At 62.6% G+C, this 21,380-nt stretch carries 15 protein-coding genes; 7 read left to right on the forward strand and 8 right to left on the reverse strand.

The features are described from left to right. Positions 1–99 precede the first annotated feature (99 nt). Positions 100–1,059, reverse strand: a complete 960-nt coding sequence (locus H7X45_RS09755; protein WP_187334703.1) for a hypothetical protein — start codon at positions 1,057–1,059, stop codon at positions 100–102. A gap of 96 nt (positions 1,060–1,155) precedes the next feature. Between H7X45_RS09755 and H7X45_RS09760 the strand changes: the two genes are divergently transcribed. Continuing rightward, a complete protein-coding gene (locus H7X45_RS09760) occupies positions 1,156–2,253 on the forward strand; it encodes a glycosyltransferase family 4 protein (RefSeq protein ID WP_187334704.1) in 1,098 nt (365 codons plus the stop codon). A gap of 120 nt (positions 2,254–2,373) precedes the next feature. After that, a complete protein-coding gene (clpB, locus tag H7X45_RS09765; protein WP_187334705.1) occupies positions 2,374–4,953 on the forward strand; it encodes an ATP-dependent chaperone ClpB in 2,580 nt (859 codons plus the stop codon). Between the two features lie 27 nt (positions 4,954–4,980). Here clpB and H7X45_RS09770 read toward each other — a convergent pair whose 3' ends face one another. Continuing rightward, positions 4,981–5,541 carry a hypothetical protein gene (locus H7X45_RS09770; protein ID WP_187334706.1) on the reverse strand — a complete coding sequence of 187 codons (561 nt, stop codon included), beginning with the start codon at positions 5,539–5,541 and terminating at the stop codon, positions 4,981–4,983. Positions 5,542–5,668: 127 nt separating this feature from the next. On the opposite strand from H7X45_RS09770, the gene H7X45_RS09775 reads away from it, so the two are divergent. Beyond that, positions 5,669–7,447 (forward strand): 2OG-Fe(II) oxygenase family protein, encoded by a 1,779-nt coding sequence (locus tag H7X45_RS09775; protein WP_187334707.1) that lies wholly within the window; start codon positions 5,669–5,671, stop codon positions 7,445–7,447. A 94-nt stretch (positions 7,448–7,541) separates the two neighbouring features. Here the strand turns inward: H7X45_RS09775 and H7X45_RS09780 are convergent, their stop codons facing one another. From H7X45_RS09780 to xseA, 4 genes are all read right to left on the reverse strand, one after another. Next, entirely contained in the window at positions 7,542–10,565 is a 3,024-nt protein-coding gene (locus H7X45_RS09780) for a TonB-dependent receptor domain-containing protein (protein WP_187334708.1), read from the reverse strand. Positions 10,566–10,786: 221 nt separating this feature from the next. Next, a complete protein-coding gene (locus H7X45_RS09785; protein WP_187334709.1) occupies positions 10,787–11,722 on the reverse strand; it encodes a M23 family metallopeptidase in 936 nt (311 codons plus the stop codon). Continuing rightward, positions 11,719–11,919, reverse strand: a complete 201-nt coding sequence (locus H7X45_RS09790) for a DUF2093 domain-containing protein (RefSeq protein ID WP_187334710.1) — start codon at positions 11,917–11,919, stop codon at positions 11,719–11,721. The genes H7X45_RS09785 and H7X45_RS09790 overlap by 4 nt, the downstream gene beginning before the upstream one ends. Before the next feature lie 43 nt (positions 11,920–11,962). After that, positions 11,963–13,414: an exodeoxyribonuclease VII large subunit gene (gene xseA / locus H7X45_RS09795; protein ID WP_187334711.1), complete on the reverse strand. Its 1,452-nt coding sequence runs from the start codon at positions 13,412–13,414 to the stop codon at positions 11,963–11,965. Between xseA and purD the strand changes: the two genes are divergently transcribed. Together purD and H7X45_RS09805 are read left to right on the forward strand one after the other, a co-directional pair. After that, positions 13,413–14,696 (forward strand): phosphoribosylamine--glycine ligase, encoded by a 1,284-nt coding sequence (purD, locus tag H7X45_RS09800; RefSeq protein ID WP_187334712.1) that lies wholly within the window; start codon positions 13,413–13,415, stop codon positions 14,694–14,696. The genes xseA and purD overlap by 2 nt on opposite strands. A gap of 81 nt (positions 14,697–14,777) precedes the next feature. Continuing rightward, entirely contained in the window at positions 14,778–15,413 is a 636-nt protein-coding gene (locus H7X45_RS09805; RefSeq protein ID WP_187334713.1) for a hypothetical protein, read from the forward strand. Positions 15,414–15,476: 63 nt separating this feature from the next. On the opposite strand, the gene H7X45_RS09810 is transcribed toward H7X45_RS09805, so the two are convergent. Beyond that, the gene (locus H7X45_RS09810) at positions 15,477–16,781 is read right to left on the reverse strand and encodes a hemolysin family protein (protein ID WP_187334714.1); all 1,305 of its coding nucleotides are present in this window, start codon (positions 16,779–16,781) and stop codon (positions 15,477–15,479) included. A 147-nt stretch (positions 16,782–16,928) separates the two neighbouring features. On the opposite strand from H7X45_RS09810, the gene H7X45_RS09815 reads away from it, so the two are divergent. After that, entirely contained in the window at positions 16,929–17,621 is a 693-nt protein-coding gene (locus H7X45_RS09815) for a YiaD family glycine zipper/OmpA-like lipoprotein (protein ID WP_187334715.1), read from the forward strand. Between the two features lie 75 nt (positions 17,622–17,696). On the opposite strand, the gene H7X45_RS09820 is transcribed toward H7X45_RS09815, so the two are convergent. Next, on the reverse strand, positions 17,697–18,947 hold the full coding sequence (locus tag H7X45_RS09820; protein ID WP_246449422.1) for an FAD-dependent monooxygenase: 1,251 nt from the start codon (positions 18,945–18,947) through the stop codon (positions 17,697–17,699). A 94-nt stretch (positions 18,948–19,041) separates the two neighbouring features. On the opposite strand from H7X45_RS09820, the gene H7X45_RS09825 reads away from it, so the two are divergent. Next, on the forward strand, positions 19,042–21,363 hold the full coding sequence (locus H7X45_RS09825; RefSeq protein WP_187334716.1) for a DNA translocase FtsK: 2,322 nt from the start codon (positions 19,042–19,044) through the stop codon (positions 21,361–21,363). Positions 21,364–21,380 lie beyond the last annotated feature (17 nt).

Raw genomic sequence — 21,380 nt, forward strand, 5'->3', positions numbered from 1 at the left:
CTTCGCCGCGGTCTGCCAGTCGGGCAGACGTGAAATAGACCGGCTCCGTATGTTTTTCGACGAACAACGGCGGCCAATGCGGACGGTCCGGCGCGCGGGCTATGCGCCCTTCACGGCGACCCTGGTGGACGGCAGAAGGCTGGTGACCGCCAGCGCGGTATAATTCAGTAGCTGATACAGCACGAAGATCGTCACGAACATCGCCTGCAGGTCCTGCGGATTGACGCCGGTCGACCCGGCATATTCGATTACGAAGGCGAGATAAATCAGATCCCGGTTCGGCAGCAGCGGCAACTGCGAGATGACGAGCTGCACGGTGATCAGCGTGAACCACAATTCGGCCGTTCCCGCGGGCACGCCGACATCCCACTGCCACGCCTGCAAAATGTAGGTGAGGCCGATGCGCGCGAAATGAAGCGCCATGACGATGGCGAAGATGCGTCCGCCGATGCCGAAAATCTTGGCGCGAAAGACGTAGAAGAGAATCAGCACCGCCACGATCAGCACGGCAAACAGCCCGATGGAAAGCGGCCCTGCCCGTTCTACCAGCCGGTCGCGAACCAGATCGGGGTTGATCCAGAGCAGCATCAGGGCGGCGACAATCGCGCACAATGCGGTGGCGATGCCGGACATCAGCACATTATCCTTAAGGCCACTCGCCAGCCGCCGCCCCGTCAGGCCGAAGCGGGCCTTTGCCCATAGGTAGAGATAGACCTCCCCTGAATAACCGATCACCGAGTTGTTGAGCGCCCGCTTGCGCAGCATCACGCCGAAGGTGCCGGACATCGACACGCCCCATATCAACGAGAAAATAGCGATCTCGGACAGAGGCAGCACCGAATAAGCGGTGAAATGCAGGACGTAGAAAAGCGGTTCGGTCGGCAGGTTGCGCCACAGCTCGCCCCAGCCGATCAGCGTCAATCGCCAGATGATGAAACTCAAGATACCGATCGTGAAGGCCCGCCGCAGCCAAAGCTTCCAGCCGGCCGGTCTGGCCTCTTCGCGGGGGCCGAGCGGATCGACCTCCGCAGCCTCCTGCGTGTCTCCGTCCCCGGTCATTGCGACAAATGAGGGCCGGCAGGGCAAATCATGGCTTCGCCTAAGCGGCACCCTGGGGGCTGTCAATGCGGCCCCACTGGGTTAAGCGAAGGTGCCATGCGCATCGCTCTTATCGCCACCCATCATAGCGACTATGCCGCCAATCTGGCGCGCGCACTGGCGATGGACCACGAGGTCATGCTGGTGCTCAGCCGGCGCAGCGCCGCACGGCAGATTGAACCGGAGGCGCTGTCCCTGTTGCGGCGCAGTGTCCGTGTCGAGATCGTGCCGCATCATTATGCACCGCTTCAACCGCTCGTCGCACGGCTGTGCCAATGGCATATCGCGCGGTTCCGGCCCGACATCGTGCATGTGCAGGAGCATCCGACCCGCTCAATGGGCCTGCTCGCCCGGCACTTGGGCTCCAAGCTGCCGCTGGTGACGACGGTCCACGATCCCAAGCCCCATAGCGGCGGAGACAGCGAGGCAGCCGACGCCTTTGCGCACTTTTATGAGGAACTGCGGGGGCGCAGTGACGGCCTGATCGTGCATGGACAGGCGCTAATCGGCATGCTGGCGCAGACCGGTGTTCCGCGGTCTAAAATCCGATCGATCATGCACGGCGTGCTGCGCTTCGGCCACCAACAAGCGAATGCGGCGGCAGCTTCCTCGATCCACGCGCATCGGCTGATCTTCTTCGGGCGCGTCGAAGCCTATAAGGGCCTCGATACGCTTCTCGCCGCCAACGTCATCTGGCGGCGTGAGGGTGTGCCGATCAAGCTTTTGATTGCCGGTACCGGACCGGATCTGGACCGGCACCGCGATGCAATGCGAATGCCCAATATCACGCTGATGCAGAGTCGTATCCCGCAGGATGCGCTCGCCGGTCTGGTCGGCGGAAGCCTGGCGGCCATATTGCCCTATCATGATGCCACGCAGAGCGGCGTCATTGCCTCTGCCTTCGGTGCGGGCCGCCCGGTCATTGCCACCGATGTCGGCGCGCTCGCCGAGGCGGTGGGCGATGCCGGATTGATCGTTCCGCCGCAGGACCCGGAAGCGCTGGCCGAAGCCGGACGGGCGATCGTCGAAAACGAGGGGCTACGCCAACAGCTCGAACGCGCCGTCGCCGCGCGCGTGGAGGGCCCGCTGGGCTGGGACGCAATTGCCGCGGAAACGGCGGTTTTCTACCGTGAGTTGCTTTCCGATCGCGCATAGACTTCGCCGAAGAGTTGGGGTGACATCACGCCTTGTGTTGCAAATATGCAACATTATATCGGGCGGGAAATCTCATATCTAAGCGGCCATCGGTCGCCATGTGCAAAGGGCTTGCAAAGCATGAACCTCGAAAAATTCACCGATCGCGCCAAGGGCTTCCTGCAGTCCGCGCAAACCGTCGCCATCCGCGAAAGCCATCAGCGGATCGGCACCGAGCATCTTCTGAAGGCGCTTCTCGAAGACAGCGAAGGCATGGCCGCCGGGCTGATTGCCCGCGCGGGCGGTGATGCCAAGCGCGCGGTGGCCGAAGTCGACAAGGCGCTTGTCAAAAATCCACAGGTCTCCGGCGGCGGTGCGCAGCAGACGCCTGGCCTCGATAATGATGCGGTGCGCGTGCTGGATCAGGCCGAGCAGGTCGCGAAGAAGGCGGGCGACTCCTATGTGACGGTCGAACGGCTGCTGCTCGCCCTGGCGCTGGCCAAGGACACGGCGGCGGGCAAGGCGCTCGACGCTGCGGACCTCACGCCGCAGGCGCTAAATGGCGCGATCGACGAACTGCGCGGCGGCCGCACCGCCGATACCGCCAGCGCGGAAGATCGCTACGATGCGCTGAAGAAATTCGCGCGCGATCTGACCGAGGCGGCGCGCGCCGGCAAGCTCGATCCTGTGATCGGCCGTGACGAGGAAATCCGCCGCACGATCCAGATTCTCTCGCGCCGCACCAAGAACAACCCCGCCCTGATCGGCGAACCCGGGGTCGGCAAAACCGCGATTGCCGAAGGCATGGCGCTGCGCATCGCCAATGGCGACGTGCCCGATACGCTGAAGGACCGCCGCCTCCTCGCGCTCGACATGGGGTCGCTGATCGCGGGCGCGAAATATCGCGGCGAATTCGAGGAGCGTCTGAAGGGCGTGCTCGACGAGGTGAAGCAGGCCGAAGGCGAGATCATCCTGTTCATCGACGAGATGCACACGCTGATCGGCGCGGGCAAATCCGAAGGCGCGATGGACGCCGGCAACCTGTTGAAACCAGCGCTCGCGCGCGGCGAACTCCACTGCATCGGCGCGACGACGCTCGACGAATATCGCAAATATATCGAGAAAGACCCGGCCCTGCAGCGGCGGTTCCAGCCCGTGTTCGTGGGCGAGCCGAGCGTGGAAGATACCGTATCGATCCTGCGCGGGATCAAGGAGAAGTACGAGCTTCACCATGGCGTGCGGATCACCGACGGCGCGCTAGTCTCCGCCGCCACCCTCTCCAACCGCTACATCACCGACCGTTTCTTGCCGGACAAAGCCATCGACCTGATGGACGAGGCGGCGAGCCGCATTCGCATGGAAGTGGAGAGCAAGCCTGAGGAGATCGAGGCGCTCGACCGTCGCATCATCCAGCTGAAAATCGAACGTGAGGCGCTTTCACGTGAGAACGACCAGGCCTCGCGCGATCGCCTCGAGAATCTAGAAGGCGAATTGGCGCGACTGGAAGAGGAAAACGACGCCCTCACGCTGCGCTGGCAGGCGGAGAAGGACAAGATCGGCGCCGAGGCGAAGCTGAAGGAACAGCTCGATCAGGCACGCATCGAGCTGGAGCAGGCGCAGCGCGGCGGCGACCTCGCCCGCGCGGGCGAGCTCAGCTACGGCACGATCCCCGATCTCGAAAAGAAGCTCGCCCAGGCCGGTGAAGCCACCGAAGGCGCCATGCTGCGCGAGGAGGTTACCAGCGAGGATATTGCCGCTGTCGTCGAAAAGTGGACCGGCATTCCCGTCGACCGCATGCTGGAGGGCGAGCGCGAAAAGCTCCTCGAGATGGAGAAGGCGCTGGGTGCCAAGGTGATCGGTCAGGACAATGCGATCGACGCCGTGTCCAAAGCGGTCCGCCGTTCGCGCGCCGGATTGCAGGACCCCAACCGTCCCCTCGGCAGCTTCCTGTTCCTAGGCCCTACCGGCGTCGGCAAGACGGAGCTGACCAAGTCGCTCGCCGAATTCCTATTCGACGATTCCAGCGCCATGGTTCGCATCGACATGAGCGAATATATGGAAAAGCACGCGGTCGCCCGGCTGATCGGCGCGCCTCCGGGCTATGTCGGCTATGAAGAGGGCGGCGCTTTGACCGAAGCCGTGCGCCGCCGCCCCTATCAGGTGATCCTGTTCGACGAGGTGGAGAAAGCGCATAACGACGTCTTCAACGTGCTATTGCAGGTGCTCGACGACGGGCGCCTGACAGACGGACAGGGCCGCACCGTCGATTTCTCGAACACACTCATCATTCTGACGTCGAACCTGGGCAGCCAATATCTGTCCAACATGACCGACGAGCAGGCGGTGGACGATGTCGAGCCGCAGGTGATGGAGGTGGTGCGCGATCACTTCCGGCCCGAATTCCTGAACCGGCTGGACGAGATCATCCTGTTTCAGCGTTTGCGCCAGGAACATATGGCGCCGATCGTTGAAATCCAGATTGCCCGCGTCCAGCGGCTGCTGGCGGACCGCAAGGTGACGATCGAGCTTTCGGAGGCGGCAAAAGCCTGGCTGGGCCGCGTGGGGTACGACCCGGTGTACGGCGCCCGCCCGCTGCGCCGCGCCGTCCAACGCTATGTCCAAGACCCGCTGGCCGACATGCTCCTGCGCGGCGAAGTGCCCGATGGCTCGACGGTGCACGTGGATGAGGGGGATGGAGAGCTGCGGTTCACCGTTACCTAGGCGACGTTTGAAATTTGCGAGCGGGATCTATTCGACACGCTGCGCGCGAACCCTTTTTCCGCCATTCACTTTCAGGAAATAGGTTCCGAGCGAACCGCGTTCGATATGAACGTCAGCACCCGTGTCAGGTTGCCGGAAAAAGGGAGATGCCTCCGTAGTCTGCCAGGTAGCGTCATCCTGTTTGATCCGGATAGTATACTTGCCGCCCCCTAAAGGACGGACGGCGGTGATCACCGAATCGATCTCGCTCACGTCCTCCTCGTCGCCATCTTTACCACGGAACAGCGATATTGATGGCAGGCGAAATCCAAACAGAGATCGCCGCGCTTGCTTGGCCTGTTGGCGATCCACTATTTTGAGGTCGCCCTTAGCCTCTGCTTGCACGATCGTGGTCGATATCGCGTCGTAACATGCTAGCCGCGCCGCATCTTCGGAGATCGAACGACAGCTATTCAGGTCGGCCAAATAGGTCGAAGAAGCGCCGTCCACAGACTGTGCGAGAACCTCAGCGGAATTCAATGAAAGAACAACACCGAAGCCGAGCGCCAGAGCTCCTGCGCCCCGCCTATTACTCCAAAACGTCGTCATCCTGAAACAACCCTTCCGTGCGATCGCCCTTCAATTGGTTGACCAATACCGCGAGACGCACGCTGGCAGCAACCGCTCAAGAGTTGCACCCACAGGCATTTCGTCTAGTTTCAAGCCCATGGCTACGATGCCGCAACTGAACGCCCTGCTACAACAGGCGGATTTGCTGCTCAGGCGGGGAAACGCCGTTGGTGCCGAACAGGTTTTGATGCAGCTGAACAGCCTCGCACCCAGGCAACCTGCCGTTCTGACCATGCTCGCCCGAACGGTGAAGGCTAAGGGGGATTTGCCGGCTGCCCGAACCTTTTTCGAGCAAGCGGTCTCCGTCGCTCCCGGTGATGCAGGCCTGCGGGCGGAGTGGGCAAGTTTGCTGGACGACTTAGGCCAGCATCGCGACGCGCTTACCGCATACGACCAAGCACTTAGGATCAAGCCGGATTTGGTCGATGCCGCCATCGACCGGGCGGTGCTCCTTTATGAAAGGCTGGGCGAGCTGAGCGGTCTTGAACAGCTCCGCGCAATTTGCCGAGTTCACCCAACGCATCTCAGGGCCTGGCGAAATCTGGCCACGATCGAACGCAAGCGTTGGAATGCGGCGAATGCGATTGAGGCTGCCAGCCATGTTCTTGCGCAGTCTGGAAGCGATCAGAAATCGCTCTATATTCTTGCCCTTGCGACCCTGGATGCTGGAGAACCAGCCGGGGAGAGGTTTGAGAAGGCGCGCAGGGCCGACCCGTCCAATCCCGAGCTGATAGTCAAACACGCCGCAGCCTTGTTGGCCGAGGGCGAGCCGGAGCAGGCCGAAGCTCTCCTCTCCAATATTCTGGATCGCAATCCGCACTGGATTGATGGCCACGAGGCGTTGGCCCAAATTCGCTGGGAAACGGCATCATCCACGCCGCCGCTCGCCAGCCTCGAGGCCGCTGCAACCCGTCATTCGAAGCTCGGGCTCGATTTCTGGAAACGCTACATATCGCTCGCAGCAAAGATGGGCGACTTGATTGAGGCAGCCCCTGTGCTGGCAGCTGCCCGCAGAGAATATGGAGATGCCAACGAACTGGCGCTCGAAGAAGCCAAGATAGCTGCTGAAAGCGATCGTTTCGCCGAGTTTGCTCAGCTCATGGAGAAGGTGGATCGTTTTCGATCGGCGCAATCAGATATGGTGCTGTGCCGGTGGGAGGCGCGAATGCACCGCTTCAGTGCATTGGACAAGCGCGCCGCAAGACTGATCGAACACGGATTGGGCGGCCACGCTTGGCCCTATAGAGGATTGGCATGGCGGGCCTTATCCGATCCGCGCTGGCATTGGCTTGAGCGCGACGGGGAGCTCGTTTCCGAGATGGATTTGACTGGGATATCGACCGATATTCCAAAAATCGCGGAGCATCTTCGCGCAATCCATTTGGCAAAACGGGAGCCGATGGAGCAGTCTCTTCGCGGCGGGACGCAAACGGACGGCATGTTGTTCGCCCGAAGAGCGCCAGAGATCCGACTTATCGTCGATTCTCTTAATGATGCAGTTTCGGATTATCTAGGCAGTCTGCCGCCGGTGGATCGCGAGCATCCTCTTTTGCGGTTTAATAGAGACAGCTTTCGATTTTCCGGCGCGTGGTCGGTTCGGCTTACTGGCAAGGGTTTTCACGTTCCGCATTTCCACCACGAGGGTCATATCAGTTCGGCATTCTACCTCGGTTTACCGGACGATGTAGATGGGCATAGCGATGCCGGCACCTTGGTAATTGGTGAGCCGCCGCCGGAGTTCGGCCTCGCTTGGAAACCGCTCAGATCAATCAGACCGCGTCCGGGTCAACTGGCTTTATTTCCCTCATACTCATGGCACGGGACTAGGCCCTTCGCGACGGGAGAGCGACTAACGGTCGCTTTTGATGTTCAGTTGAGAAGTTAGGAACTCAAATCTGGTCGTGCTGAAAACAGGTTTAAATGTTGCAACAAAAAAGGCGGGCCGAGGCCCGCCTTTCTTTTGGATTAGTTTCGTTCGCTTAGAAGTCGAAGGTGACGTTAGCGAAGAGGAAGCGACCTACCGGATCGTAAGTCTCGGTGTAAGTATTTCCGTTCGTGCCGCCGTAACCCGAAGCGATGATCGGCGGTTCGCGATCGAGGATGTTGTTCACGCCAAGACGCAGAACCATCGGATCGACAGCGAAGGACAGGGTGAGATCGAAGTAGCTCTGCGCCCCGATATCACCAGGCGTAGCTTCGGCGCCCGTACCCAGGTCCAGATCGTCGCTACGCTGATCCCACTGCACGGGACCGTAGTAACGCCAGCGACCGGAAATACCGATACCGCTATCGAGGGTGTAACCCGCACGAAGCTGGTGACGCCACTCGGGACGCGGGGTTCCGCAAACCAGGCCATGATAGCCCGTGCAGTCATACTTGCCGTCGGTGTCGGTTCCCGGAATGCCGGTGTCGATGACGAACTCGGCAAGATAGGAACCATTGAACGACAGGCTGAGACCGCCCGGTCCGATCGCACGCGAGTAAGAAGCCGACACGTCCACACCGGACGTCTTCACGCCACCGATATTCTGCGTGGTGTTCGTGACGAAGCTTCCGGGCGTCCAGAGCGTCAGGCTGCCCGGAGCACGATTGACCAGGTTACAGAACAGCGGATCACCTGTCAGGCCGCACTGGTTGAGAGCGGTCTGGGCACCGATCGAGCTGATCGCGTTGTCCACGTTGATGTTGAAGTAATCAACCGACGCAACGAAGCCAGGCAGGATCGACTGAGGCTGAATGACCACACCGGCGGTGTAGGTATCAGCCTTTTCAGGTTCAACATTGGGGTTACCGCCGATGAACTGGTTGTACTGGCCCGCAGGGCTTGCGGCCACCGTACCATAGCGCGAGGCCGGCACGCCAAGATTGACGCACTGAGCCTGGGTATAGTCCGGCGTAGCGCCCGCGCACGGATCGCTGCCGCTGAACAAGGCGACCCGGTTCGGCGAGAACAAGTTGAGGATGTTCGGAGCACGAACCGCGCGGTTATAACCACCCCGGAAACGGACAGCGGGGATCGGCGCAAAGTTCACCAAAGCCTTGTACGTGTCGGTGGTGACGCCCGTGCTGTAGTTCGAATAGCGATAGCCGAGTTCGAACGACAGTTCGTCGATGAAGCCATTCTCGATGACCGGGATATTCGCTTCGGCGAACACTTCCGTCACGTCGAACTGACCGTCCACGTCGAGCTGCGGGCTGCCCTGACCAGCACCATCTTGCGTTTGGAAGGCAAGGTCGTTGCGGGTGGAGAGCTTCTCCTTACGATATTCGGCACCGGCAGCGAAGCCGACGGGACTAGCCGAACCGATCGAGAAAAGATCGCCGCTAATGAAGCCGTTGACGATCGTCTCTTCCACTTCGCCTTTCGACAGTAGCGGAATGTTGACGTAATCGATCGCAGCCTGCGTGATGCCAGCACGCGGATCGGTTCCGCCGACGATGCCGGGGCCTTGGAACGGATTGTAGACCGCGCAATTCGGGTCGCTTCCGTCGATCACGGACTGACAAACGACATTACCGTCAGCATCAATACGAGCCTGCAGCGCGTTGCGCAGACGCGAACGCGAGAAGTCGTTGTTGTAAACTTGGCTGAAGATAGTGGTGCCATACTGGCCGGACAGGTCGTAACGAATATTTTCGGTAAGGTCTCCGCGAACACCTGCTACCGCACGGTAGGCTGTGTGGCGAAGGTCATCGAAACGCGGACCGCCTTCGATGTTACGCTTACCGAGCAAGATCGGAACCACGCCCGCGCCAGTCGGATCCACACCATTGGCAAAATCGCCACGATCAGGATTGCCGTCGATCAGACCGCAAAGCGTTGCACCCTGCCCCGGAGTAAGGATGGGGCTATCGCAAGCGATATTATAGGTGTCGGCAAAGAAGGTACCCGACTGCGCGATCTGGGCCTGTGACCGATCGTCCATGAACATGAACTCGGAGTAAGCCGTAACGCCGGGCGTGATTTCATAATCGGCAAAGAAGCCGGCCGTATAACGCTCGTCAGGGCGCTGGAAGTAGTTAATCGGGTTGTAGTTATATGCCGCGTAAGGACGACCGAAATTATCGGAGCCGTCGGCGACCAGCGCGCCGAAGAGATCGAAGTTCGGATCGGTCACCGTGGCATAGGGAGCTGTGGAGGAACCGCCGCAGCTTACGCCGTTACGCGAACCGGTAAGTGCGCAGAAGGAGTAGTCGCGATCCCCAAGGAACAGCGCATTGACTTCACGGTAGCCAGCATAGGCCGTAACATGGCCACGACCGTCGTCAAAACCCGCACCGAGAGTCAGTTCGACGCTGAACTGCGAGCCGCTAGCGGTGTTGCCGCTGGGCGGATTGAAGCCGCGCGCTGCGTTACGGTCCAGGATGGTCTGTCCGTCCGGACGGATTACCTGATCAGTACCGTTATCGTGCTGGTAAAGGCCGTACTGGCTGTTGAGCTGAACGCCTTCGAAGTCGGTGTTCATAACAAAGTTCACAACGCCTGCGACGGCGTCGGCACCGTAGGTTGCCGAAGCACCACCGGTGAGAACTTCAACGCGCTCGATCAGCGACGCGGGGATCTGGTTGATGTCCGCCACGGGAAGACCCGGATCGCCCGGCTGCAGTCGGCGACCGTTGACGAGTACGAGCGTACGTGCCGGCCCAAGGCCACGCACGTCGACCGTCGCGGTACCCGATGCGCCATTGGCGATGAAGGCGTTCTGGCCACCAAGCACCTGCGGCAGAGAGTTGAGGAGATCCTCAACGCGAACGCTACCAGAGTCCTTGAACTCCTGAGCGCTCACAACCGTTACCGGGCTGGCCGATTCAAGATTGGGAGAGCGAATGCGCGTACCCGTAACGACGATGGGCTCACCGATAGCGGGGCCATTGGCGGAGACATCGGTATCGGCGGTTTCTTCCGGCCCGATCTGAGCCATGGCCGGTACCGAAACAAGCGCAAGACCCATCGCAAAGGGTGCAGCGCTGAGCTTCAGCCGACTGAGAGTTTGAGTTTTCACGGTTAAATTCCCCTCGATAACAAAGAGTGGTGCGGGTGCTTATTGTCTAAGGCGAGGAGCCTCTACTCCGCACACTATCCCGAGGTGTGTTCGAAATGCCCATGTCTGGCAAAGAAAAATGGCTGGAACGCGCCAGTTTCCAATTTATTGTCTCCTTTTTGCAACAACCCTTGCAAGCTCTTACGCGCTTTTATCAGAGGACATCAGACCTGCCAGAAGGCTCATCCGCTCGGAGGCCCCGCCACCAGTAGCGGGTCGATGCGGGCGTCTTTCCATTTGAGCCCCCAGTGGAGATGGGGGCCGGTGGCGCGTCCGGATTGGCCCACTTTGCCGATCGGCTGGCCCTGCTTCACGCGGTCACCCTCGTTCACCAAAATCTCGGAGGCGTGGAGGAAAGCACTGTTGAGGCCCATGCCGTGATCGATGATGATCAGCTTGCCTTCCAGCGTGAAATCATCCTTCGCGGCCAGCGTCACTACGCCGTCGGCGGGCGCGACGAAGATGGTGCCGGTGGGCACGGCGATGTCGGCGCCGCCATGGTAGCTGCCGGGTTTTCCCTGATAGACGCGCTGCGATCCGAAAAAGCCGGATTGGCGCCCGGTGACCGGCCAGATGAAATCCTGTCGCCAGCCGTCGCTCACCACATCCACGTCGCGCGCTGCGACGATGCGGGCAAGCTCCGGCCCGCGCCGCGCCTTGAACGCCTCGCTGCTGACACCTGCACGATAGGGCGCGTTAATATATTCCAGCTTCCAGTCGCCCGGCGCGACATTCAGCGTTCGCTCGACCGTCCTGCCGTCGTTCAGTGTGGCAACAAGCCGCACCTCGGCCTTGGAGTCGCGGTCCAGACCGATGATGAAAAAACCGTCCTCGCCAATATCGACAGCTTCACCCTCAAAGGTCAGCATGCGGGTGCCGCTGGGGACGCGGCCTGTCAGCAGCGCGCCCTGTTGCATCGGCCCTTCGAACCAGAAACCGGTCCGCACCGGCTCGGCAGGGGGCGGTGCCGGCGTCGGACTTGGAGACGGACGCGGGGTGGGGACGACAACCGGCGGCCCCGCATTCGCGCGAGCGCTCTCCATCTCGGGCCGCCCTTCGGGAACGCAGGACGACAGCAGCAGGGCCGAGGCGAGGAAAACAGTGGCGGAGCGGATCATTTCGGCGAAAGCGCTCCGACCGAGATTTCCGCGGTGGCATAGGGCTCCTGCCGCTCCACGCTCCAATAGCGCAGCTCTTCGAGCGATATCGGCGTGCCGGTGACGGCGCAGAGCACATGATCGCCGGGCGAAAGCAGACGGAAGCCATTGGCCATATAGTGAAGGCGGGCGGGACGGCTGGTGGCGGACATCAACATGGTTCGTATCTCTGGTCTGGAATGTGTGAGGCTGCGCTGAACATCAGAACAGCGATTCCTGTTTCAAGTCCGCAGCCGGTTTAGGCGTGCGAGATCTCGGTTTCTTCGGCGGCGGCGCGTCGGTGGCGATCGCTCCGAAGGCATCATCGGCGAATTTTACCGTGAACTGTCCGGCGGCCCGCGCGGCGGCCGCGCTCATCAGCACGTCGCCATCGGCGCTCGTCAATCGTGCGAAGCCGCGCTCCAGCGGACGGTCCGGGTCGAGCTGGCCGAGCAGGCGAGCAATTCCCTGCAGCCGCTCGTCAGAACGCATGTGAACGCGCTCGATCAACGCCATGTCGGGCGTCGCCCGGGCCAGCCGCTCCCCCGCCGCCGTAAGCCTCTGTTCGAGCAGCGCTGGGCGCAGGGCCCCTGCATGTTCTGCCAGTCGGCTTTCGGCCCGGTGCGCCCGCGCGCCGAGCGCTGCACCCAGCCGCTCACCCAGATCGTCGATCCGCTGGCTGCGCTGATCGATCATCGCGCGCGGATCGGAAAGCAGGCGGCGCTGCGCCTCCAGACGCTCGCCTGCATGCTGCAAGCGTCGGTCGATTGCGCCGCGCATACGGGCGCGCTGCTGGTCGACGAATCCGGCCAGTTCGTTGCGCACCGGCACTGCGATTTCCGCTGCCGCAGTCGGCGTCGGCGCGCGCCGGTCGGCGGCATAATCGGCCAGCGTAGTGTCGGTTTCGTGCCCCACGGCGGAAATCACTGGGATTTGCGAGGCGGCAATGGCCCGCACCACCACCTCCTCGTTGAACGCCCACAGATCCTCGATCGACCCGCCACCGCGCGCAACGATGAGCAGATCGGGCCGTTCACGCTCCGGCATCGCGTTGAACTGCGCCAAAGCATTCGCGACCAGGCCGGCTGCCGCATCGCCTTGCACCTGCACCGGCCACAGCAACACCTCGCTCGGGAAGCGATCGGACAGGCGGTGCATGATATCGCGGATCACCGCGCCGGTGGGTGAGGTGATGACCCCGATGCGGCGCGGGATGAACGGCAGCGGCTTCTTGCGCTCGCCGGCGAACAACCCTTCGGCGGCAAGCGATGCTTTCAGCCGCTCGAACAGCTGCATCAGCGCGCCCTCCCCCGCCAGCTCCAGCGTTTCAGCGACCAGCTGATATTTGGAGCGCCCGGGATAGGTGGTGAGCTTGCCGGTGGCGATCACCTCCACCCCGTCCTGCGGCTGGAAGGCGAGTTTGCCCGCGCTGCCCTTCCACAGCACGGCATCGAGCGTGGCCTTGTCGTCCTTCAGCGTCAGATAGCAGTGGCCGGACGCGGCGCGCTTGAACCCGGAGATTTCGCCGCGCACGCGCACATGGCCGAAGCGATCCTCAACCGTGCGCTTCAAGGAAGCAGCGAGTTCGCTTACCGAGAAAGGCGGGGCGTTGTCGCCCGCCGGTACATCGGCTAGCAGACGTCCGGTTTCATCCATTTGGGGGCTGATCGCCATGAATATCCTGCTGCTGGGCGGAGGCGGGCGCGAACATGCGCTGGCCTGGAAATTGGCACAAAGCCCGTCCTCACGCAAACTCTTCGCCGCGCCGGGCAATCCTGGAATCGCGCAATGCGCAGAACTGGTGAGCCTGGATGCAGGCGATCACAGCGCAGTCGCCGCCTTCTGCGAAGCCAAGGATATCGATCTTGTCGTCGTAGGACCGGAAGCGCCGCTGGTGGACGGACTGGCCGACAGTTTGCGCGCGGGCGGGATTGCCGTGTTCGGCCCGTCGAAGGCCGCTGCGCAGCTGGAGGGATCGAAGGCATTCACCAAGGCGCTGTGCGATAGCGCCGGCATTCCCACCGCCGCTTATGCCCGCTGTACCAGCGAAGCGGAGGCGCTGGACGCGATCGGCCGCTTCGGCCTGCCGGTGGTGATCAAGGCGGACGGCCTGGCCGCTGGTAAAGGCGTCGTCATCGCCCAGACACGCGACGAGGCGCACCAGGCGGTGGCCAACATGTTCGCAGGCGGCTTTGGTGAAGCTGGACAGGAAATCGTCCTGGAAGAATTTCTGGAGGGCGAGGAAGCGAGCTTCTTCGCCATCACAGACGGTAAAACGGTCGTCCCCTTCGGCAGCGCGCAGGACCATAAGCGCGTCGGCGAAGGCGATACCGGCCCCAATACGGGCGGCATGGGAGCCTACAGCCCGGCCCCGGTGCTGACCGAGCAGCTGACCGAACGCGCGATGACGGACATCGTACGGCCTACGGTAGAGACTATGGCGGCGGAGGGCATGCCCTATTCCGGTGTGCTTTATGCAGGCCTGATGCTGACAAACGATGGCCCAAAGCTGATCGAGTATAACTGCCGGTTCGGCGATCCGGAATGTCAGGTGCTGATGGCGCGCTATCGCGGCGATCTGGCGCAGCTGATGCTTGCCACGGCGCGCGGCGAACTGGAGCAGGCGCAAGCGCCGCAGTTCGAGGATGCTGCCGCACTTACCGTCGTGATGGCGGCCAATGGCTATCCCGGAACGCCCGAAAAAGGTGGCGTGATCGCCGGGCTGGACGGCGCGGAGGCAGAGGGCGCCACTGTTTTCCACGCCGGCACCGCCGGGGATGCGAACCGTCTTGTGGCCAATGGCGGCCGCGTCCTCAATGTCACCGCGCTGGGCAGCTCGGTGACCGAAGCGCAGGCCAAGGCCTATCGCGCCGTGGCTGCGATCGACTTCCCCTCGGGCTTCTGCCGCCGCGACATCGGCTGGCGCGAAGTGGAACGCGAAGCGCAGCAAAGCTGAGCGCAGCGACTCAGCACGATTGATATTCGGCGTGGGGCTGGACTAAAGACCGGTCCGATTGGAACTCGAACGGGGCACCTCATGCACTTCTTCCTGGAATATGCCGTCTTCTTCGTCATCGTCTTCGCGGTTCTCGCGACCATTCTGCTGTTCGTGCTGTCGCGCCGCGCGCCGCATGAAGGGGGCGAAGTGCTCGTGCACGACTATGAGCATAGCGACGCGATCGGCGACGACCCGCAAGACGTGGTCGAACCGACGCCCGCAGCGGATCCGGCACCGGTTACCCAAGCCGAGGCCGAGGCCGAGGCTACTCCTGCCCCCGTACCTCCCGCAGCGCCCGAGCCGGAACCGACCCCCGCCGCCACGCCCGCAGTAGAACCGGAAGCCGTGGAACCGGAATCGGTAAAACCGAAGCCAGAGCCTGAAGTGGCCCATGCCGCCGCGGCCGAAGCTGCGCCTGCCAAGAGCGGCGGGTCGGACGATCTGCTGATGATGAAGGGCGTTGGTCCCAAGCTCGTCGCCAAGCTGCACGAACTCGGCATCACCCGCTTCGATCAGATTGCGGGCTGGTCCGATGAAGACGTTGAGCGCGTCGACGGCGAGCTCGGCAATTTCAAGGGTCGCATCCGCCGCGACAACTGGATCGATCAGGCCCAGCTGCTCGCCGCGGGGGACACTGCCGGGTTCGAAGCGAAATACGGTTCGCTCGGCAAATAAGCCGGCGTCTCAATGAGTATCTTGCAGGCGGGGCTTTGAAATGTCCCCGCCTGCACATTTCCTTCAGCCAATCATCGTGACGAGCAGCTTGTCGATCTTGCGCCCGTCCATATCGACCACCTCGAAGCGCCAGCCCTGATCCTCGAACGTCTCTCCCTCTTCGGGCAGATGGCGCAGGATGTAGAGCGCATGGCCCGCCGCGGTGGCGTAATCGCGGTCCTCCGGCAGATCGATATCGAGGCGCTCGGCCAAACTGTCCGCCGATAGCGCGCCGGAGACGAGCAGGCTGCCATCCTTGCGCTCGATGATCGAGGGCGTGTCGCCTGCTTCCTTGTCGCTTTCGAACTCGCCCGCGATCGAGCTCAGTAGATCGTTCGGTGTCACGATCCCTTCGAAATGCCCATATTCGTCGTGCACCAGCACCATCGGCACCTCGGCCTTGCGCAGAATTTCCAGCGCATCCATCGCGTCGAGCTGATCAGGCACGATCTCGGCACGACGCATCAGATCGCGCAGGTCCATCGGCATACCGCGAAACTGTGCCGACACGATATCGCGCGCCTGCACGACGCCCAGAATGTTGTCGATCGACTCTTCGGCCACCGGCAGGCGGGTGTGGGAGGATTCCAGGAGCTTGGTGCGTACGTCTTCGGCCGTGGCATTGACCGGCAACCAGTCGATATCGGTGCGCGGCGTCATCACCTCGCGCACCGGCCGATCGGCCAGGCGCACCACTCCGCTGATGACGGCGCGCTCATGCTCCTCGATCACGCCGGACTGGTGCGCCTCGGCAAAGATCATCTGCAGTTCCTCGGCAGACAGCGCCTTGCGGCTATCGCGCCGCAGACCGATCAGGCGAAAGATCAGCGCACTCGAATTGTCGAGTAGCCAGACGATCGGCGCGGTGAAGCGCGCGAGCCATTCCATCGGCAGCGCGATGATCGCCGCGAACCGTTCCGGTGCCACCAGCGCGATCTGCTTGGGCACCAGTTCGCCCACCACCAGCGAAAGATAGGTGGTCAGGCCGATGACGACGCCGAAGCCCAGCGTTTGCGCCAGCGAGGCTTCCACCCCCAGTAGCGCGATACGCTCGGCCACGGGGCCGCCCAGGCTCGCGCCCGAATAGGCACCGGCGATGATGCCGATGAGGGTGATGCCGATCTGCACGGTGGAGAGGAACTTGCCCGGATCCTTCGCCAGCCGCAGCGCCGCCGTTGCGCCAAGATTGCCGCGATCGGCCATGGCGCTGAGCCGCGCGGTGCGCGCGGAAACGATCGCCAGTTCGGACATCGCGAAGACGCCGTTCAGCACGACGAGCGCCAGAATGATCGCCAGATCGTACCACGGAAAAGGTGTAAGAGAGGTCATTGCGTATCTGGAACCATTATTCCGAGTTTCCGTTTCCCGGCGGCAACATTTGCTAACAAAGCCGTGCTGACCGAACTCAAGCCGTTCGTCTCGACCGACGCAATGGCCCCGGCAAAATGTTTGTCGAAGCAATTTAGGAGATCGAAAATGAAATTTCCCCGTTCCGCAGCACTGATCGCAACCGCATCGGCCGCTGCGCTAACCGTTTCCGCCTGCGTTACCAACCCTAATACGGGCGAGAAAGAGTTTGCTTACCGCTCTGCGATTGGCGCGGGCGTCGGTGCGTTGGGCGGCTATCTGCTGGGAGATCTCGTCGGCGGCCGTAACGATCGCACCGCCAAGATCGTGGGCGCTGGCATCGGTGCCGTCGCAGGCGGCGGCGTCGGTTACTATATGGACCGTCAGGAACAGAAGCTGAAGGAACAGACCGCCGGCACCGGCGTCGACGTCATTCGTGATGGTGACAATCTGGTGCTCGATCTGCCCAGTTCGATCACTTTTGCGGTCGATAGCTCCAATATCGACGCGCAGTTCCGCAACACGCTGAACCAGGTCGCGACCACGCTGAACGAATATCCCAACACCTATATAGACGTGCTGGGCCACACGGATTCGACGGGCAGCGAGCAGTACAACCAGGCACTGTCCGAACGCCGCGCCAATGCGGTGGCCGATTATCTCGCTTCGCAGGGCGTCAACCGCGCCCGCATGGCGACGCTCGGCTATGGTGAAAGCCAACCCAAGGCGAGCAACGCGACCGAAGAAGGCCGCGCGGCCAACCGCCGCGTGGAAATTCGCATCACGCCGGTAACGCAGCAGGACGTTCAGGCCGTCCGCTGATCTGCACGGCTCAAGCCGGTAACAAAAAGCGCCGTCCGGGTTCTCCGGGCGGCGTTTTTCGTTTGCGTGGGCTGACTAGATCGGGATGCCCTGCAACAGCTTGGGCATGGCGCCACTCGTACCGCGCGCCTCATCCATGAAAAAGCCTTGCAGCGGCTTGGCGCGTGAGACGAGGCCCATGCCAAACCGGCGGACGGCAGAGGCCGACTTGCCCGGAATACCGAACAGGCGGTTGAGCCCGTCCGTCGCCATCGCCACCATCAAGGTGTCCAGCCCGCGCCAGCGCTCATAGCGTTCCAAGAGCTGCGCATCGCCCGGTTCCAGACCCAGCCGCATGCCGTCCACCAACACTTCGGTGAGCGCTGCGACATCGCGGAAACCCAGGTTCAGCCCCTGCCCGGCAATCGGGTGGATGCCATGGCCGGCATCACCAATCAGCACCGTGCGCGCGCCCGTCACCCGCGCGCTGTGATGGAAGCCCAATGGATAGCTGCTGCGCGGCGCCGCCATTTCGATCTTGCCCAGCACGCCGCCGCTCGCCTTTTCCAGTTCCGCCGCAAAACCGCGATCGGATAGCTTCAAATAAGCCGGGGCCTCGGACCGGGGGATCGACCAGACGATGGCCGAGCGATGCCGACCATCCTCGCTATCCAGCATCGGCAGCAGGGCGAACGGCCCGGTCGAAAAGAATATCTCATAGGCCACATTTTTATGCGGGCGCTCATGATAGACCGCGCCGACAATAGCGCTGTGATCATATTGCCAGCGCGCCGGAGCGATACCCATCTGCTTGCGCGTTTCGCTGCCGCGCCCTTCCGCGGCGATCAGCAGCGGCGCGGCAAGATCGGTGCCGTCCGCCAGAACCACATGCGCAGCCCCCGGTTCGATCCGCCGCTCGACAACATCCTGTCCCAGATGCAGCGTGATGCGCTCATTCGCCTTGGCGGCCTCGAAAAGGGTGCGGCGCAGAAAATGGTTTTCGTACATGGTACCGAGCGCGTCGCCCGGCCGTTCAGAGCGGAAATCCAGTCCACCGGGACGCAAATTGTCGATCACCTCGATCGTCTTGATCGCGCAGCCTTTGCCTTCCAACATTTCAGCGAGGCCGATCGTATCGAGCATCGCCATGCTCGAGCTCGAGACCGCGGACGTGCGCCCATCGAACCCGCGCGTGGCCATCGCGTCCGGATCGAAGCGTTCGACCACATGACATGCCACGCCTTGCGAGGCGAGCGCGAGCGCCTGCGTCAAGCCGATAAGCCCACCGCCCAGAATGATCGCCGCCTGCTCCATCGTCCGTCTCCGCTTGCGTTCGCTTCCTTCCATGTAAAGCCTTGGCGCGCGGGCGCAATCGCCCCGGCGCTTGACGCGGAGTCTTGGCCTGGCGCAAAAGGCAGGCGTCAAAAGGGGAACATGGTAAATGGCAAGCCGCGCGGACAAGCCGAAGGAAGCGGAATGGCAGGCGCTGATGCGCGCCAGCATCGCGCGCTCGGCGGGCCTTATCGGAGCTGCGCTGCTCGCTGCTTTGACCGCGATCTATACGATTGCGCTGCTGAGCTATTCGCCCGCCGACAACGCTTTCAACACCGACGCAGCCACCGCGCCGCATAACTGGTTCGGCCAGACCGGTGCCTATCTGGCAGACGCTGCGCTCAGCACTTTTGGAATCGCGGCGATCCTGTTTGCACCGCTCGGCGCGGTCTTTACGTGGCGGCTCTGGCGGGACGTACCACAACCCAATTGGCTGCGGCAGATTGCGCTATGCCTTCTGGGCGCGCTGCTCGTCGCCTTTGCGATTGGCTATGCAGGCCGCGATGCAGAGGTTGGGCTGCCGGCTGGCTGGGGCGGCATCCCCTCCCTCCTCCTGAACAACGGTGCGGAGGCGCTGGTCGGCATCGCCGGCGAAGGCTGGCGCGGTTTCCTGCGCTTCCTGCTGATCGCGGCGACGCTGATCGGCGGGCTGGCGCTGGTGGTGGTTTCGCTGGAACTGAACCGGCCGCTTCTGCGCATCCCGGCGGTCAAGCTGCCCGCCCTGCGCGTCCGGAAGGGCGGTGAGGCAAGCGAGCGCGTCTTTGCCAGGCCCGATCGGGACGAGGAAGAAACCGAAGCCCCGCCCCCGCCCGCCGCGCCGCGTCCGCAGGTCAAGCCCGATGATCGCCCGCCGCCAGAAATTGCGGACCGCAAGGTTTCGCCCGCAAAGGCAACGCTCACCAATGCGCGGCAGGGGGACTTTTTCGGCCCCTATTCGCTGCCGTCCGCCGATCTGCTCGATCCGCCGCCGCCCAATGAAGCACCCAAGCTCGACAAGGCGGCGCTGGAGAGAAACGCCCGGCTGCTGGAGTCGGTGCTCGAGGATTTTCGCGTGCAGGGGGAAATCAAGGCAGTACGCCCCGGCCCCGTCGTCACGATGTACGAGCTGGAGCCCGCGCCCGGCACCAAGGCGGCCCGCGTCGTTTCACTGGCCGAGGACATTGCCCGCAACATGTCCGCGCTGTCCGCCCGCGTCTCCACCGTGCCGGGCCGCGCGATCCTGGGCATTGAGCTGCCCAACAAGACCCGCGAGGCGGTGGTGCTGCAGGAGATGATACAGTCCAGCGCTTTTGCCGAACAGAATGGCAATCTGCCGATCATCCTGGGCAAAAATATCTCCGGCGATCCGGTGGTGGCCGATCTTTCACCGATGCCGCATCTTCTGGTTGCCGGCACCACCGGCTCGGGCAAGTCGGTGGGCCTCAATTGCATGATCCTGTCGCTGCTCTACCGACTGACGCCGGACCAGTGCCGCATGATCATGATCGATCCCAAGATGCTGGAACTCAGCACCTATGACGATATTCCGCACCTCCTCGCGCCCGTCGTCACCGAACCGGCGAAGGCGATTCGGGCGCTGAAATGGGCGGTCGAGCAGATGGAGGATCGCTACCGGATGATGGCGAGCCTCTCGGTACGCAACCTCGCCAATTTCAACGAAAAGGTGCGCGCGGCCAAGGCGAAGGGCGCGCCGCTAGGCCGCAAGGTGCAGATCGGTTACGATCCCGCAACCGGCCAGCCGGAATATGAGGAAGAACAGCTGGAATATGAGGAAATGCCCCAGATCGTCGTGATCGTCGATGAGCTGGCCGACCTTATGATGACCGCGGGCAAGGAAGTGGAATTCCTGATCCAGCGGCTGGCGCAGAAGGCGCGTGCGGCGGGCATCCACCTCATCATGGCGACGCAGCGTCCCTCGGTCGACGTCATCACCGGCGTTATCAAGGCGAACCTCCCCACACGCATCAGCTTCCACGTCACCTCGAAAATCGACAGCCGCACGATCCTGGGCGAACAGGGCGCCGAACAGCTGCTCGGCAAGGGCGACATGCTCTATATGGCCGGCGGCAAGCAGTTGACGCGTATCCACGGGCCCTTTGTCAGCGACGACGAGGTGCGGCGCGTCGCGGACCATTGGCGCCAGCAGGGCCAGCCGGACTATGTCCAGTCGGTCACCGAGGAGCCGGAAGACGGCGGGTTCGCACTGGAGGGCATCGGTCCCGCGGACAGCGCCGAGGATGCGCAGTATCGCAAGGCCTGCCAGCTCGTGTTCGAAAGCCAGAAGGCATCGACCAGTTGGCTGCAGCGCCAGCTGCGCATCGGCTACAACAGCGCCGCCCGCTTGATCGAGCGGATGGAAGAGGAAGGGCTGGTCTCTCCGCCGAACCATGTCGGCCGGCGCGATGTGCTGCGCGATGCCTTCGGGGAATAAGCGGCCGCTTGGCGTCT

Origin of the sequence: Novosphingopyxis iocasae (assembly GCF_014334095.1) — a bacterium.
In the GTDB taxonomy this organism is placed as follows: Bacteria; Pseudomonadota; Alphaproteobacteria; order Sphingomonadales; family Sphingomonadaceae; genus Novosphingopyxis; species Novosphingopyxis iocasae.

Bases quoted from the DNA above. Each gene is read 5' to 3' on its own strand.
- H7X45_RS09810 (WP_187334714.1), bottom strand. From the start codon at position 16,781: ATGACCTCTCTTACACCTTTTCCGTGGTACGATCTGGCGATCATTCTG.
- H7X45_RS09785 (WP_187334709.1), bottom strand. From the start codon at position 11,722: ATGATCCGCTCCGCCACTGTTTTCCTCGCCTCGGCCCTGCTGCTGTCG.
- H7X45_RS09805 (WP_187334713.1), top strand. From the start codon at position 14,778: ATGCACTTCTTCCTGGAATATGCCGTCTTCTTCGTCATCGTCTTCGCG.
- H7X45_RS09820 (WP_246449422.1), bottom strand. From the start codon at position 18,947: ATGGAAGGAAGCGAACGCAAGCGGAGACGGACGATGGAGCAGGCGGCG.
- H7X45_RS09770 (WP_187334706.1), bottom strand. From the start codon at position 5,541: ATGACGACGTTTTGGAGTAATAGGCGGGGCGCAGGAGCTCTGGCGCTC.
- clpB (WP_187334705.1), top strand. From the start codon at position 2,374: ATGAACCTCGAAAAATTCACCGATCGCGCCAAGGGCTTCCTGCAGTCC.
- H7X45_RS09790 (WP_187334710.1), bottom strand. From the start codon at position 11,919: ATGTTGATGTCCGCCACCAGCCGTCCCGCCCGCCTTCACTATATGGCC.
- xseA (WP_187334711.1), bottom strand. From the start codon at position 13,414: ATGGCGATCAGCCCCCAAATGGATGAAACCGGACGTCTGCTAGCCGAT.
- H7X45_RS09815 (WP_187334715.1), top strand. From the start codon at position 16,929: ATGAAATTTCCCCGTTCCGCAGCACTGATCGCAACCGCATCGGCCGCT.
- H7X45_RS09755 (WP_187334703.1), bottom strand. From the start codon at position 1,059: ATGACCGGGGACGGAGACACGCAGGAGGCTGCGGAGGTCGATCCGCTC.
- H7X45_RS09760 (WP_187334704.1), top strand. From the start codon at position 1,156: ATGCGCATCGCTCTTATCGCCACCCATCATAGCGACTATGCCGCCAAT.
- H7X45_RS09775 (WP_187334707.1), top strand. From the start codon at position 5,669: ATGCCGCAACTGAACGCCCTGCTACAACAGGCGGATTTGCTGCTCAGG.
- purD (WP_187334712.1), top strand. From the start codon at position 13,413: ATGAATATCCTGCTGCTGGGCGGAGGCGGGCGCGAACATGCGCTGGCC.
- H7X45_RS09825 (WP_187334716.1), top strand. From the start codon at position 19,042: ATGGCAAGCCGCGCGGACAAGCCGAAGGAAGCGGAATGGCAGGCGCTG.